Annotated in this window: 13 protein-coding genes; 11 read left to right on the top strand and 2 right to left on the bottom strand. The window is 70.3% G+C overall.

The features are described 5' to 3' along the window. Positions 1-63: 63 nt before the first annotated feature. Positions 64-534: an outer membrane protein assembly factor BamE gene (locus K9U40_RS08455; RefSeq protein WP_282889772.1), complete on the top strand. Its 471-nt coding sequence runs from the start codon at positions 64-66 to the stop codon at positions 532-534. A 162-nt stretch (positions 535-696) separates the two neighbouring features. On the opposite strand, the gene tpiA is transcribed toward K9U40_RS08455, so the two are convergent. Beyond that, positions 697-1,461: a triose-phosphate isomerase gene (gene tpiA / locus K9U40_RS08450; RefSeq protein WP_282889771.1), complete on the bottom strand. Its 765-nt coding sequence runs from the start codon at positions 1,459-1,461 to the stop codon at positions 697-699. Positions 1,462-1,616: 155 nt separating this feature from the next. Here tpiA and K9U40_RS08445 point away from each other — a divergent pair, with 155 nt between their 5' ends. The 10 genes from K9U40_RS08445 (at position 1,617) to lexA (ending at position 10,928) form a co-directional block, all read left to right on the top strand. After that, positions 1,617-3,512 carry a peptidylprolyl isomerase gene (locus K9U40_RS08445; RefSeq protein WP_282889770.1) on the top strand — a complete coding sequence of 632 codons (1,896 nt, stop codon included), beginning with the start codon at positions 1,617-1,619 and terminating at the stop codon, positions 3,510-3,512. A gap of 14 nt (positions 3,513-3,526) precedes the next feature. After that, positions 3,527-5,038 (top strand): anthranilate synthase component I, encoded by a 1,512-nt coding sequence (trpE, locus tag K9U40_RS08440; protein ID WP_282889769.1) that lies wholly within the window; start codon positions 3,527-3,529, stop codon positions 5,036-5,038. A gap of 5 nt (positions 5,039-5,043) precedes the next feature. Further along, the gene (locus K9U40_RS08435) at positions 5,044-5,169 is read left to right on the top strand and encodes a hypothetical protein (protein WP_282889768.1); all 126 of its coding nucleotides are present in this window, start codon (positions 5,044-5,046) and stop codon (positions 5,167-5,169) included. A gap of 61 nt (positions 5,170-5,230) precedes the next feature. Next, positions 5,231-5,833 carry an anthranilate synthase component II gene (locus K9U40_RS08430; protein ID WP_282889767.1) on the top strand — a complete coding sequence of 201 codons (603 nt, stop codon included), beginning with the start codon at positions 5,231-5,233 and terminating at the stop codon, positions 5,831-5,833. Positions 5,834-5,853: 20 nt separating this feature from the next. Beyond that, positions 5,854-6,888, top strand: coding sequence for an anthranilate phosphoribosyltransferase (gene trpD, locus K9U40_RS08425; protein ID WP_282889766.1), 1,035 nt, complete (start codon positions 5,854-5,856; stop codon positions 6,886-6,888). Continuing rightward, positions 6,885-7,676 (top strand): indole-3-glycerol phosphate synthase TrpC, encoded by a 792-nt coding sequence (trpC, locus tag K9U40_RS08420; protein ID WP_282889765.1) that lies wholly within the window; start codon positions 6,885-6,887, stop codon positions 7,674-7,676. The genes trpD and trpC overlap by 4 nt, the downstream gene beginning before the upstream one ends. A 77-nt stretch (positions 7,677-7,753) precedes the next feature. Then, positions 7,754-8,173 carry a DUF2147 domain-containing protein gene (locus K9U40_RS08415; protein WP_282889764.1) on the top strand — a complete coding sequence of 140 codons (420 nt, stop codon included), beginning with the start codon at positions 7,754-7,756 and terminating at the stop codon, positions 8,171-8,173. A gap of 161 nt (positions 8,174-8,334) precedes the next feature. Beyond that, positions 8,335-8,823, top strand: coding sequence for a cyclic pyranopterin monophosphate synthase MoaC (gene moaC, locus K9U40_RS08410; protein ID WP_282889763.1), 489 nt, complete (start codon positions 8,335-8,337; stop codon positions 8,821-8,823). Between the two features lie 16 nt (positions 8,824-8,839). After that, entirely contained in the window at positions 8,840-10,108 is a 1,269-nt protein-coding gene (locus K9U40_RS08405) for a molybdopterin molybdotransferase MoeA (RefSeq protein WP_432715911.1), read from the top strand. A 106-nt stretch (positions 10,109-10,214) separates the two neighbouring features. Then, the gene (gene lexA / locus K9U40_RS08400; RefSeq protein WP_282889762.1) at positions 10,215-10,928 is read left to right on the top strand and encodes a transcriptional repressor LexA; all 714 of its coding nucleotides are present in this window, start codon (positions 10,215-10,217) and stop codon (positions 10,926-10,928) included. 166 nt (positions 10,929-11,094) lie between these two features. Here the strand turns inward: lexA and K9U40_RS08395 are convergent, their stop codons facing one another. Then, complete coding sequence (locus tag K9U40_RS08395) at positions 11,095-13,341, bottom strand: ComEC/Rec2 family competence protein (protein ID WP_282889761.1); 2,247 nt, start codon at positions 13,339-13,341, stop codon at positions 11,095-11,097. Positions 13,342-13,626: the final 285 nt, after the last annotated feature.

The raw sequence follows: 13,626 nt of genomic DNA, 5'->3' as shown, positions 1-13,626 counted from the left end.
CGGGCGAACGAACTTATGGGGAAGCGTGTGGCGTCACATGAGATGAAGGACATGCGGGGCGGCATGAATTCCGGTTTCGGATACAGGGGCGCCACGGTGGTGCTGCTTCTCGCCGGGCTCGGGCTCGCAGGCTGCGGCGACATGGTCGGCGGCAGCGGCACCACCATTTCCGGCATCACCCGCACCTACCAGCGCGGCTATGTGCTGGCCGATGGCGCGCTGGAGCAGGTGCCCGTGGGATCGAGCCAGGAGCAGGTGCTGCTCGTGCTCGGCACCCCTTCCACCGTCGCGACCGTGAACGGCGAGGCCTTCTTCTATATCTCGCAGGTCCAGAAGAAGGTGGCCTTCCTCAAGCCCGAGATCACCGAGCAGAAGGTGCTCGCGGTCTATTTCGACAAGAACAAGCGCGTCAGCCGCATCGCCCAGTATGGTCTGAAGGACGGCAAGGTGTTCGACTTCATCTCCCAGACCACGCCCACCAGCGGCGAGGAGCTGAGCCTCATCAAGCAGATGATCGGCCTGATCACCTTCTGATCGCCGGCGTCCGGCCGCGGCCGGACGAGCCGACCTGTCGCGAATGGCTTGGCTCAACGCCTCGATCCATCCCGACTGGTCATGATGGTGCGGGCCGTCAAACGCGTTCCCGCACCTCGATGCGCCCGTCTCATGCGCCCGTTTCGGGCGTCGCGCCTCGGCTCACCGCGCCGGCGTCGCGCGGGCGATGGCGAGGAAATCCGCCGCCTTCAGGCTGGCGCCGCCCACCAGCGCGCCGTCCACATCGGCGACCGCCATGAGCGTGGCCGCATTGTCCGGCTTCACCGAACCGCCATAGAGGATGCGGATACCGTCCGCCTCGGCGCCGAACTGCGACTTGAGCACGGAACGGATGGTGCCGTGGATGTGGGCCACATCCTCCGGGGTCGGGGTGCGGCCTGTGCCGATGGCCCAGACCGGCTCGTAGGCGATGACCAGATTGGCCGCCGTGCAGCCCGCGGGCAGCGACTGGCGCACCTGCCGCGTCACCACCCCCACAGCCTCGCCCGCGTCGCGTTCCTCGGCGGTCTCGCCGACGCAGACGATGGGCAGCAGCCCGAAGCACCACGCGGCCTTGACCTTGGCCATCACCACCGCGTCGCTCTCCGACAGGTTGGTCCGGCGCTCGGAATGGCCGACGATGACCGAGGTGACGCCGGCATCCTTCAGCATCTCGGCGGAGATGCCGCCGGTATGGGCGCCGGCGGGAGCGGGATGGCAGTTCTGCCCGCCAAGCTGCACGCCGGAGCCGGCGAGGCGCTCGGCGGCGGAGACGAGAAGCGTCGCCGGCGGGCAGACGAGCAGGTCCAGCTTGGCCTTCATCTCCGCGTCATAGCCGGCGGCGAGGGCGTCGATCTCGGTGAGGGAGCTCTTCAGCCCGTTCATTTTCCAGTTGCCGGCGATGAGGACGCGGCGGGAAGCGGGCATGGTTCGGCTCTCCTGATGTCATTGATCGAGGATGGCTCTATCAGAGCCCTTTCGCACCCAAAAGGCATCAAGATGCGCCGTTGCGGGAGCGGGACCCCGTCACTATCATGCGCCGCTTCGCGCCGGACCCGGCCAAAACGAGAACGAACCGTCGTATGGTACTTCAGAGCCTTCGCAAGGGCGCGTCCGGCTGGATCGCCAAGATCTTCCTCGTCATCCTCACGCTCAGCTTCCTGGTGTGGGGCATCGCCGACGTGTTCCGCGGCATGGGCGCGACCTCGGTGGCGAGCGTTGGCGCCACCGAGATTTCCGCCGATGCGTTCCGCCGCCAGTATCTCGATCAGCTCCAGCAGATCAGCCGCCGCGCCGGCCGCCCGATCTCCCCCGACCAGGCGCGCGCCTTCGGCCTCGACCGGCAGATCCTCAACCAGATGATCGCCGACGCGACCCTGGACGAGCAGGCCGCGCGCCTCGCCCTCGCCGTCTCGGACGAGCAGATCGCGCGGGAGATCGCGGACAATCCCAATTTCCGCCGCCCCGGCGCGTCGAGCTTCGATCCGGCCTATTTCCAGCAGCTCCTGCGCTCCAACAACCTCACCGAGGAGCGCTATGTCGCGTCGGAGAAGCAGCGCGCGGTGCGTGACCAGCTGCTGAAGTCGCTCGGCGCGGGCCTTGCGGTGCCGCAGGTGCTCATCGACGCGGTGGGCCAGTTCGAGAACGAGACGCGCACCGCCTCCTATGTGCGTGTCACCCCCGCCGCGGCCGGCCCCCTCGCCGCCCCCACGGACGATGTGCTGCGCGCCTATTTCGACGCCCACAAGGTGAGCTTCCGCGCCCCGGAATACCGCAAGATCTCCGTGCTCGCGCTGACGCCGGCGACGCTGGCGGCCGCAGAGACCGTGACCGAGGCCGAAGCGAAGGCGGACTACGAGCGCAACCTCTCTCGCTTCGGCACACCCGAGCGCCGGGAGGTGCAGCAGATCGTCTTCACCAGCGCTGCCGATGCCCAGGCGGCGGAAGAGAAGATCAAGGCCGGCGCAAGCTTTGCCGATATCGCCGCCGCGCGCGGCCTGACCGCCAAGGACACCGACCTCGGCCTCGTGGCGAAATCCGCCATCCTCGATCCCAAAATCGCGGACGCGGCCTTCGCCCTCGCCGACGGCGCGGTGAGCGCTCCGGTGGAGGGCCGCTTCGGCACCGTCCTGGTGCATGTCACCAGGATCGAGCCTGGTGCCCGCCAGCCGTTCGAGGCGGTGAAGGACCAGATCATCGCCGACCTGCGCCTCGATCGCGCCCGCCGCGCGCTGCTCGACAGGCACGACCAGGTGGAGGACGAGCGCGCCTCCGGCTCCACGCTGGTCGAGGTCGCGCAGAAGCTCGGCCTGACGCTCCAGACCTTCGACGCCGTGGACCGCTCCGGCCGCACCCCGGCCGGCGCTCCGGCGGATGTGCCCGGCGGCGCGGACGTGCTGGCCGGCGCCTTCGCCGTACAACCGGGGGTGGAGACCGACACCGTCCAGCTGCCGCAGAACGGCGGCTTCGTCTGGTACGAGACCAATTCCATCACCCCCGCCCGCGACCGCACCTTCGACGAGGCCCGGGCCGCCGTCACTGCCCGCTGGACCGAGGCGGAGACCGAGAAGGCGGTGGAAGCCCAGGCCACGGCGCTCCTCGACAAGGCCAGGGCCGGCACCCCGCTGGCCCAGGTGGCCGTACAGGCGGACCTGCCGCTCCAGATCGCCGAGAACCTGCGCCGCGGCCGCGCGGCGGAGCCATTCAGCGCGGAGAGCATCGCCAGCGTGTTCGACGTGAAGGAGGGCGGCTTCGGCATCGCCCTTTCCGCCACCGAGCCGGACCGCATCGTGTTCGAGGTGACCAAGATCATGGTGCCGCCGCCGGACATGGACACCTCGCGCGCTGCGGCCGAGCTGTCGCGCCAGATCGAGAACGACGTGCTGCTGCAATACCTTGCCGCCATCCAGAAGGAGATCGGCGTGAAGGTGAACGACAAGCTCTTCGCCCAGGCCACGGGCGCGGGCGCAACCAACTGAAGGTGGGCCAGAGCGTGAACGCACCCACCGACTTCGACCTCTTCTCCTCGCGCTATCTGAAGGGCGAGGCGCAGGTGGTCTCCACCACCCTCGTCGCCGACCTGGAAACGCCGGTCTCGGCCTTCCTGAAGCTCGCCGGCGACACGCCCAACGCCTTCCTGCTCGAATCGGTGGAGGGCGGGCAGGCGCGCGGGCGCTATTCCATGATCGGCCTCGCGCCCGACCTCATCTTCCGCGCCTCGGGGGACACGGCGGAGATCAACCGCACCCCCGCCACCGACAAGGATGCCTTTGCCCCCTGCCCCGAGCCGCCGCTGAAGGCGCTGCGGACGCTGCTCGCCGAGTCGGCCATCGACCTGCCGGCGGGCGCCCCGCCCATGGCGGCGGGCGTGTTCGGCTATCTCGGCTACGACATGGTGCGGCAGATGGAGAAGCTGGCGCCCGCCAAGCCCGATCCCATCGGCGTGCCCGAGGCCCTGCTCATCCGCCCCACCCTGATGGTGGTGTTCGACGCGGTGAAGGACGAATTGACCGCCGTCACCCCGGTGCGCCCGAAGGAGGGCGTCTCCCCCCGCGCGGCCTATGAGGCGGCGCTGGAGCGGCTCGACCAGGTGGTGGCGGGGCTGGAGCGCGCCATCGCCCATCCGGCGCCGGAGCCGTTCCACGGCGAGGTCGCTGCGGTCTCCAACACCGGCGCGGACGAATTCTGCGCCATGGTGGAGAAGGCCAAGGACTATATCCGTGCCGGCGACATCTTCCAGGTGGTGCTGTCCCAGCGCTTCGAGAGCCCGTTCACCCTGCCGCCGTTTGCCCTCTACCGGGCGCTCAGGCGCGTGAACCCGGCGCCGTTCCTGGTCTATCTGAACTTCGACGGCTTCTCGGTGGTGTGCTCCTCACCGGAGATCCTGGTGCGGCTGCGCGGCGGGCAGGTGACCATCCGGCCCATCGCCGGCACCCGCAAGCGCGGCGCCACCCATGTGGAGGACGACGCGCTGGCGGCCGAGCTTCTGGCCGATCCCAAGGAGCGCGCCGAGCACCTCATGCTGCTGGACCTCGGCCGCAACGATGCGGGGCGGGTCTCGCAGATCGGCACGGTGAAGGTCACCGACTCGTTCTTCATCGAGCGCTACAGCCAGGTGATGCACATCGTCTCCAACGTGGAAGGCACGCTGGATCCGCGCTTCGACGCGGTCGATGCGCTGGCCGCCGGCTTTCCCGCCGGCACCGTCTCCGGCTCGCCCAAGGTGCGCGCCATGGAGATCATCGACGAGCTGGAGAAGGACAAGCGCGGCATCTATGCGGGCGCCATCGGCTATTTCGGCGCCAATGGCGAGATGGACACCTGCATCGTCCTGCGCACCGCCGTGGTGAAGGATGGCCGCATGTATGTGCAGGCCGGCGCCGGCATCGTCTACGACAGCGTGCCCGAGAGCGAGCAACAGGAATGCGTGAACAAGGCCAAGGCCCTGTTTCGCGCCGGGGAAGAAGCGGTGCGCTTCGCCGCGCGCGCCGGCAAGGGGCAGTGACAGCCATGGGTGCGCAGCCCGATGCCGGGGTCATGGGCCCGCTGGTCCGGAACGGGCGCGCGGGCATGGCCGGCGTGGTGGCGGGCCGATGGCGTGGGCAGCGCCGCACCCCCCTCGCCGCCCTTGCTTGACCACCCGCCGGGCCACGCATTAAGCCCGGAATTCCCGAGATCCTCGGGGCCTGGAGTGCCCATGACCAACGTCACGCTGATCGATAATTACGACAGCTTCACCTACAACCTCGTGCATTACCTGGGCGAATTGGGCGCGACTGTCACCGTCCACCGCAACGACAAGGTGACCATCGAGGAGGTGCTGGCCGAGAAGCCCGATGCCATCGTGCTGTCCCCCGGCCCCTGCACCCCCAACGAGGCGGGCATCTGCCTCGACCTCATCGCCAGGGCCGGCGACAAGGTGCCGATCTTCGGCGTGTGCCTCGGCCACCAGGCCATCGGGCAGGTCTTCGGCGGCGACGTGGTGCGCGCGCCCACCCCCATGCACGGCAAGCTGAGCGAGATCCTGCACGAGGGCAAAAGCGTCTTCCGCGGGCTCAACCATTCGTTCCAGGCGACGCGCTACCACTCCCTCATCGTGAAGCGCGACACCCTGCCCGACGCGCTGGAGGTGACGGCGCACACTGCGGACGGGCTGATCATGGGCCTCGCCCACAAGAGCCTGCCCATCCACGGCGTGCAGTTCCACCCGGAGAGCATCGCCTCGGAGAACGGCCACGCGCTCATCCGCAATTTCCTGGAGATCGCCGCCGCCTTCAATGCGCGCAAGGCCAGGGGCTGACGAGAGGCTGAGGACGACAGATGGACCAGTTCAAACCCCTCCTCGGCAAGGTGGCCACCGGCGCGAGCCTCAGCCGCGACGAGGCCGCCTATGTGTTCGACAAGATGATGTCGGGCGAGGCCACCCCCTCCCAGATGGGCGCGCTGCTCATGGGCCTGCGCGTGCGCGGCGAGAGCGTGGAGGAGATCGCCGGCGCGGTCTCGGTCATGCGCGCCAAGATGCTGCCCGTGGACGCACCCGTTGAGGCGGTGGACGTGGTGGGCACCGGGGGCGATGCCTCCGGCTCCTACAACATCTCCACCTGCGCCTCCTTCATCGTGGCGGGGGCCGGCGTGCCGGTGGCCAAGCATGGCAACCGGGCGCTGTCCTCCAAATCCGGCGCGGCGGACGTGCTCACCGCGCTGGGCGTGCGCATCGACCTCGAGCCGGCCGGCATCTCCCACTGCATCGCGGAGGCCGGCATCGGCTTCATGTTCGCCCCCTCCCACCACCCGGCCATGAAGCATGTGGGGCCGACGCGGGTGGAACTGGGCACGCGCACCATCTTCAACCTGCTGGGGCCGCTCTCCAATCCGGCCGGCGTCACGCGGCAGATGGTCGGCGTGTTCGCCAAGTCCTGGATCGTGCCGCTCGCCGAGGTGCTGCGCGCGCTGGGCTCGGAAAAGGCCTTCGTGGTGCATGGCTCGGACGGGCTCGACGAGATCACCATCTCCGGCGACACCGACATCGCCGTCCTGGACGAGGGGCGCATCCACACCTTCACCGTGAGCCCGGAGGATGTGGGCCTCCAGCGCCATCCGGCCGAGGCGCTGAAGGGCGGCGACGCCGTGCATAACGCGAAGGCGCTGCGCGCGGTGCTGGACGGCGCCGACGGCGCCTATCGCGACGTCTGCCTGTTCAACGCCGCTGCCGCCCTCGTGGTGGCGCGCCGGGCCAGGGACCTGAAGGAGGGCGTCGAGATGGCGCGGGTCAGCCTCGACACCGGGTCCGCCCGCGCTCGGCTGGAGCAGCTCGTCGCCGTATCGCAGAAGCTGGCGCCGGAGGCGGCCCAATGACCGATATCCTGAAGAAGATCGAAGCCTACAAGCGCGACGAGATCGCCGTCGCCAAGCGGGCCCGGCCGCTGGTGGAGATCGAGGCGGCGGCCCGCGCCGCCCCCCGCGTGCGTCCGTTCGCCGATGCCATCGCCACCAGCCTTGCCGAGGGGCGCACCGCGCTCATCGCCGAGATCAAGAAGGCGAGCCCCTCCAAGGGCCTGATCCGGGCGGACTTCGATCCGCCGGCGCTGGCCCGAGCCTACCAGCGCGGCGGCGCCACCTGCCTGTCCGTGCTCACAGACACGCCCTCCTTCCAGGGCGCGCCGGAATTTCTCGGCTCGGCCCGCGCGGCGGTGAGCCTGCCGGTGCTGCGCAAGGACTTCATGTACGACACCTACCAGGTGGCGGAGGCCCGCGCCTGGGGGGCGGACTGCATCCTCATCATCATGGCCGGCGTGGACGACCTGCTCGCCCGCGATCTCGCCGATGCCGCCGCCGCCTACGGCATGGACGCCATCGTGGAGGTGCACGACGACGCCGAGCTGGAGCGCGCGCTCGACCTGCCGTGCCGGCTCATCGGCATCAACAACCGCAACCTGCGCACCTTCGAGACCACGCTCGAAACCTCGGAGCGCCTCGCCCCCCGCGTGCCGAGGGACCGCATCGCCATCGGCGAGAGCGGCATCTTCACGCCGCAGGACGTGGCCCGGCTCGCCGCCGTGGGCATCGGCACCATCCTGGTGGGCGAGAGCCTGATGCGACAGGATGATGTCGCATGCGCCACCTCGAAGCTCCTTGCGGGCTAGACTTGCCGTATACGTAAAGTTCCGCCTTAATGGCCGCGACGGCTCCGCGAGCGAGCCGCGCCCATGGGAGGAATGTCATGAGACTGCGCCTGTTCGCCGGCATCGCCATCGCCGGCCTTCTCTCCGCGCCGGCCCTGGCGGGTGACCCTGTCGGCCTGTGGCAGACCCCGTCGCGGGGCGGGCAGGTGGAGATTTCCAGGTGCGGCGCCAGCCTGTGCGGGCGCCTTGTTTCCTCGGAGGGGATCAAGGCCGATCCCAACCTCAAGGACGTGAACAATTCCAACGCGTCCCTGCGCGGCCGCGTGCTGAAGGGCGTCACCATCCTCACCGGCTTCTCCGGCGGGCCGAAGGAATGGAGCGGCGGCAGCATCTACAATGCCGAGGACGGCAAGACCTATTCCGGCTCCATCACCCTCGACGGCGACGACACCCTGAAGCTGCGCGGCTGCGTGGTGGCGCCGCTGTGCAAGACGCAGGTCTGGACCCGCCTGCGCTGATCCGGAGGCTTCCGCCTCGCGTCATCCCCCGGTTCGCACCGGGGGATCCACCCTGAGGCGCCCGCCACCCTGCGTCCCTGCCCTGCCCGAGGTGGACAGGACCCGTCGCGGGGGCCATCTTCCGTCCCGTACGAAACGATTCCGGGGCGCACGCGACGGCCATGGCGAGCCTGACCCATCTCGACGCTGAGGGCTCGGCCCGCATGGTGGACGTGTCCGGAAAGGCCGCGACCGCCCGTGAGGCCCTGGCCGAGGGGCGTGTGGCCATGGCGCCGGCGACCCTCGACCTCATCCTGTCCGGCAACGCCAAGAAAGGCGACGTGATGGGCGTCGCGCGCCTTGCCGGCATCATGGCTGCCAAGCGCACCCACGAGCTCATTCCCCTGTGCCACCCGCTGATGCTCACCAAGGTGGAGGTGGAGGTCGTCCCCGACCCCGCCCTGCCCGGCCTTCACGTGACGGCGCGGGCCAAGACCACCGGCCAGACCGGCGTGGAGATGGAGGCGCTCACCGCGGTCTCGGTGGCCTGCCTCACCATCTACGACATGGCCAAGGCGGCGGACCGTGGCATGCGAATTGAAGGCATCCGGCTGCTGGAGAAATCCGGCGGCGCCAGTGGGCATTTCCGCGCGGAACCGCCCACGGATTGAGAGGGCGCAACCGCATATGGGAGGAAGCGAGACAGTGGGCGTCGAGAAGCCGGCAGGGAAGAAGGCGCCCCTCATGAGCGTCGAGGAGGCCATCGGCCTGGTCACGGCCGGAGTGTCGGCCCTCGGCGTCGAGCAGGTCGCCGTCGCGCTGGCCGACGGGCGCGTGCTGGCCCAGGACCTGCCTGCCCGCCGGACCCAGCCGCCCGCCGATATGTCAGCCATGGACGGCTATGCCGTGCGCGGCGCCGACATCGCGCAGACGCCCGCCCGCCTGGACGTGATTGGCGAATCGGCCGCCGGGCGGCCGTTCGCGGGCGCCGTGGGGCCGGGCCAGGCGGTGCGCATCTTCACGGGCGCGGTGGTGCCGGAGGGCGCCGACACGGTGGTGATCCAGGAGAACACCAGCCGCGACGGCGATATCATCACCACCACCGCTCCCACCGCCGCCCTGCGCAACGTGCGCAAGAAGGGCTGTGATTTTACCGCCGGCACGCCGGGCCTATTCGCCGGGCGTCGCCTGACGGGCCGCGACATCATGCTCGCGGCGGCCATGGACCATGCCACCCTGCCGGTGGCGCGCCGCCCGCGCGTGGCGCTGCTGCAGACCGGGGACGAACTGGTCCTGCCCGGCACCGGCACCGGCACCGGCAAGGACAGCGAGATCGTCGTCTCCAACGCCTTCGGCCTCGCGGCCCTTGCCCGCCGCGCCGGCGCCGAGGTCACAGACCTCGGCCTGGTGCGCGATGACCTTTCCGCCATCCGCGCCGTGGTCGAGCAGGCGCTGTCCGGCGCCTTCGACCTCGTCGTCTCCTCGGGCGGCGCGTCCGTGGGCGACCACGATTTGATGGCGCCGGCGCTGCGCGCGGAGGGGGTGGAACTGTTCGTGCACAAGATCGCGCTTCGCCCCGGCAAGCCGTTGATGTTCGGTAGCAAAAGCGGGGTGCGGGTGCTGGGGCTGCCGGGCAACCCGGTGTCGTCCCATGTCTGCGCCATGGTGTTCCTGGTGCCGCTGCTGCGCGCGCTGCAGGGCGATGCGGCGCCGGGTCCTGCGACGGCGCCGGCGCGACTCGCCGTGGATGTGCCGGCCAACGACGTGCGCCGCGATTTCATGCGCGCCCGCATGGACCGCCACGCCGATGGTTCGGTGCATGTCACTCCCTGCGCCTCCCAGGACAGCGCCATGCTGAGCGTGCTGGCGGCGGCCGACTGCCTCCTCATCCGCCCGCCTTTCGCCCCCGCCGCCCAGGCCGGCGACCCCTGCGATATCATCCCCTTTGACGATTGACCGGCTTAACCCTGCCTTCACCACTTGCGGAACACAAAAGGAACAGATAGAAGCTGTTCATGATTTGTTTCGCGGCGCACGAACCGGCGCCAGCAGGGGGCGAGAGATGCTGACGCGCAAGCAATACGATCTGCTTCGCTTCATTCATGAGCGGCTGAAGGAGACCGGCGTCCCCCCCTCCTTCGACGAGATGAAGGAGGCGCTGGACCTGCGTTCCAAGTCCGGCATTCACCGGCTGATCACGGCCCTGGAAGAACGTGGCTTCATCCGCCGGCTGCCGAACCGGGCCCGCGCGCTGGAGGTGGTGCGCCTGCCCGACAGTGTGGCGCCCGGCCTTGCGGCTGCGCGCAGCAGCAGTCGCGGCTTCTCGCCCTCGGTGATCGAGGGCAGCCTCGGCAAGGTGCGGCCCGCCTCGGACGATGACGAGGGCGCGGGACAGGTGGTCACCGTTCCGGTCATGGGCCGGATCGCCGCCGGTTCGCCCATCTCCGCCATCCAGACGCGCAGCCATACCCTCAACATCCCGCCCGAGATGCTGGGCAGCGGCGAGCATTTCGCCCTCGAAGTGCGCGGCGACAGCATGATCGAGGCCGGCATCCTCGACGGCGACACCGTGCTCATCCGCAAATGCGACACGGCGGACACCGGCGACATCATCGTCGCTCTCGTGGACGACGAGGAAGCAACGCTCAAGCGCTTGCGCAAGAAGGGCGCCTCCATCGCCCTGGAGGCGGCAAATCCCGCCTACGAGACGCGCATCTTCGGGCCGGACCGGGTGCGCATCCAGGGCCGTCTCGTCGGGCTCATGCGTCGCTACTGATCTGCCGTTCCGCTTTCTTCTGCCCATGGCATGCCGTGGGGGATGGCCGGGATGGGGTGAGGGGCGGCGGTCGCCATGCTCAACGGGGCGCCCGGCTCCTCTGGAGCGACGCTTCTCACCCCTGCCCGCCGGCGAGATGATTTGCGGAGCGCCCGCTTGCGCGGCCTCATTGTGATGCGGCGTCGGCCTCGGGATCATCGTCTCCGGGGCGCGGTGGGTCGGGCTCCGGCGGCACGGGCGCCATCCACGGGCGGTTCACGCGGGGATTGCGGGTGGGCTCGACATGCCAGGTCCCGTCACGGAAATGAAAGGCCAGCGTGCCGGTGCGGCTCAGGTGCTCCGGGGTCACCACCTCGGCCGGGCAGTGTCGGGGCGGCACGTCGCGGGTGACCACGATGCGCGATTCCAGGCAATCCGCCTCAAGGCTCTCCGCCCGCCGCGACACGGCAATGGTTCCCCCGCCCGGAAGCGGCGCGGTGCAACCGAAGGGATCGCAGGCGAAAAGGCCGGCAAGGCCCTCCGCTCCCGCCTTGCGCCGGTCGCCCTCCCGCGTCAGCCATTGCTCCACCACCAGCCGCTGGCTGCGCGCGCCAAGGACGGAGAGGCGACCATCGGGCCCGCGCACGGCCACGGTCTGGGCATCCGGCGCGACAAGGAGATCCGGGCGCGGCGGGGCTCCCGCCAGCAACAGGGCGAGCGCGAAGGGTACCAGCGCCGTGGCGGCCAGCAGCCCCCGCAGCAGGCAGAGCGCCGCAAGGCCCAGGCTGAAGAATGCGAGCGTCGGCGCGCCCACCGAGTCGACCCGGTGATCCGCCCCGGGCAGCACCGCGATGGTGTCGGATACCGTCACCATGATCTCGATGCCCTTGCCCATCACCGGCCAGGCCAGGTGGTCGAACCCGAACGGGATCAACAGCACGCCGAGCAGGCCGAACGGCATCACCAGGAAGGACACGGCCGGCATGGCTGCGAGGTTCGCGAGGAGGCCGTAGGGTGCCACGCGCTGGAAATGAAAGATGCCGTAGGGCGCCGTCGCCAGTCCCGCCACCAGGGAGGTGAGCGCCGTGCCGCCTACCAGCACCGCGAGCCAGACCGCGGCCTGCCCCGCCCACCCGTCAGGACGCGGCAGGGCGGCGAGAGGCCGCAGGCGCTCATAGGCCGCGACCAGCGCGAGGGTGGCGGCGAACGACATCTGCGTCCCCGGCTCGAGCGCCGCCTCGGGCGTGAAGGCGAGCACGGCGACAGCCGCCACGCCCACCGTTCGCAGGGTCAGCGCCGGCCGGCCGACGAGCACGCCGGACAGCACCAGCGCCGTCATGACGAAGGAGCGCTGCGCCGGCACGTCGTTGCCCGCCAGCACGAGATAGGCGGCGCTGCCGGTGAGCGCGGCCACGGCAGCCAGCGCCTTGATGGGCAGGCCCAGCGCCAGGGCCGGCACCAGGGCGAGGCCGCCGCGCACGAACGCGAACAGGGTGCCCGCCACCAGCGCCATGTGCAGGCCGGAAATGGAGAGGATGTGCGTGAGCCCCGACACGCGCATGCTCTCTTCCACCTCCGGCGCGATGGCGGAGCGATCACCCGCCACCAGCGCCACCGCGATCTCCGCCGTCGCGCCGGTGAGCGAGGCGCGGATGCGGCGGGAAAGACTGTCGCGCGCGGCATCCACCGCCATGGCAAGGCGCACCGACAGGGGCGGGGCGGCGGCCTCCGCCGGCCTGGGGCGCCCGAGGCCGTAGCCGACCCCGCCAATGCCCGCGAACCAGGGCGTCCGGCCGAAATCATGGGCGCCGGGCATGACCGGCCCGAGCGGCGGCAGCAGCTGGGTCAGCTGGGTGATGTGGGTGCCCACCGGCGGCGCCCATCCCTTGCGCAGGGAGAGGCGCACACGGCCCGGCACCGGATCGAGCCCCTTCACCGGTCCGGCATCGAGCCGCAGCAGGGTGCGGTCGCCGGTGGGGCGGTGTTCCACGCGCTCCACGAAGCCGGTGAGCCGCACCGGACCCTTGGGCGGCGCTGCGATCTCGTGCGCCACCAGCGTGGTGCGCACGCTTGCCGTGGCAAAGCCCGCCACCACCGCGGCAAAGCCCACCACCGCGCCAAACGCCACAGGCTGCGCCCGCACCCCCATGGCCCCGGCGGCGAGGGCGCCGAGGAGGAGCAGCACGGCGATCAGGGATGGCTCCTGCCCGGCGCCGAAATAGAGAAGGATACCAAGGGTATAGGCGACCGGAAGCCACAGGATCCGGCGGCCGGAGGCGGCTTCGCCGGCAAGGTCCTCGGCAAGGCGGGCCCTCAGCGCGTCGAAGAGGCGGGCAAGGCCGGGAGGCGTCGCCCGGCGTGCAGCGGCGCGCGTGCCGCCGAGCACGGCGGTCCGTCCGCTGGTCCGCGCAGGGCGCTGGTCCTGCTGCGTCATGTCGCCCCGGATGCCCCGCCCCCGTCCGTTCCGGTCACATTGCACCACACTCTGATCGAACCGGGCTGCCATTTCGACGCGGGCGGCGGACGATCCGCCCGAAGGATGCCGCCTGCGCTGATCCCGCCCCCGCCGGGAACAGCGGCCGTGTTCCTTGTGCCCGGCGCCTATGCTACACGGGCGCCTCCCGCGTGCCATGGTGCGTGCATTCCAGCGCGGTGCGGCACTTGCCCCCGCGCACTTGCCCCCGCGTATTTGCCACCCCGTGCACCGCCCGTGCTGCCC

It is taken from the genome of Xanthobacter autotrophicus, assembly GCF_030015065.1.
Classification (GTDB): Bacteria; Pseudomonadota; Alphaproteobacteria; order Rhizobiales; family Xanthobacteraceae; genus Xanthobacter; species Xanthobacter autotrophicus_D.
Note: the sequence above shows the minus strand (reverse complement) of the source record. Positions and strands in the feature narration are given on the sequence as shown.

Excerpts from the sequence above, each read along its gene's own strand:
- K9U40_RS08455 (WP_282889772.1), top strand. The coding sequence starts at position 64 with ATGAATTCCGGTTTCGGATACAGGGGCGCCACGGTGGTGCTGCTTCTC.
- tpiA (WP_282889771.1), bottom strand. The coding sequence starts at position 1,461 with ATGCCCGCTTCCCGCCGCGTCCTCATCGCCGGCAACTGGAAAATGAAC.
- K9U40_RS08445 (WP_282889770.1), top strand. The coding sequence starts at position 1,617 with ATGGTACTTCAGAGCCTTCGCAAGGGCGCGTCCGGCTGGATCGCCAAG.
- K9U40_RS08435 (WP_282889768.1), top strand. The coding sequence starts at position 5,044 with ATGGGTGCGCAGCCCGATGCCGGGGTCATGGGCCCGCTGGTCCGGAAC.
- K9U40_RS08430 (WP_282889767.1), top strand. The coding sequence starts at position 5,231 with ATGACCAACGTCACGCTGATCGATAATTACGACAGCTTCACCTACAAC.
- trpD (WP_282889766.1), top strand. The coding sequence starts at position 5,854 with ATGGACCAGTTCAAACCCCTCCTCGGCAAGGTGGCCACCGGCGCGAGC.
- trpC (WP_282889765.1), top strand. The coding sequence starts at position 6,885 with ATGACCGATATCCTGAAGAAGATCGAAGCCTACAAGCGCGACGAGATC.
- K9U40_RS08415 (WP_282889764.1), top strand. The coding sequence starts at position 7,754 with ATGAGACTGCGCCTGTTCGCCGGCATCGCCATCGCCGGCCTTCTCTCC.
- moaC (WP_282889763.1), top strand. The coding sequence starts at position 8,335 with ATGGCGAGCCTGACCCATCTCGACGCTGAGGGCTCGGCCCGCATGGTG.
- K9U40_RS08405 (WP_432715911.1), top strand. The coding sequence starts at position 8,840 with ATGGGAGGAAGCGAGACAGTGGGCGTCGAGAAGCCGGCAGGGAAGAAG.
- lexA (WP_282889762.1), top strand. The coding sequence starts at position 10,215 with ATGCTGACGCGCAAGCAATACGATCTGCTTCGCTTCATTCATGAGCGG.
- K9U40_RS08395 (WP_282889761.1), bottom strand. The coding sequence starts at position 13,341 with ATGACGCAGCAGGACCAGCGCCCTGCGCGGACCAGCGGACGGACCGCC.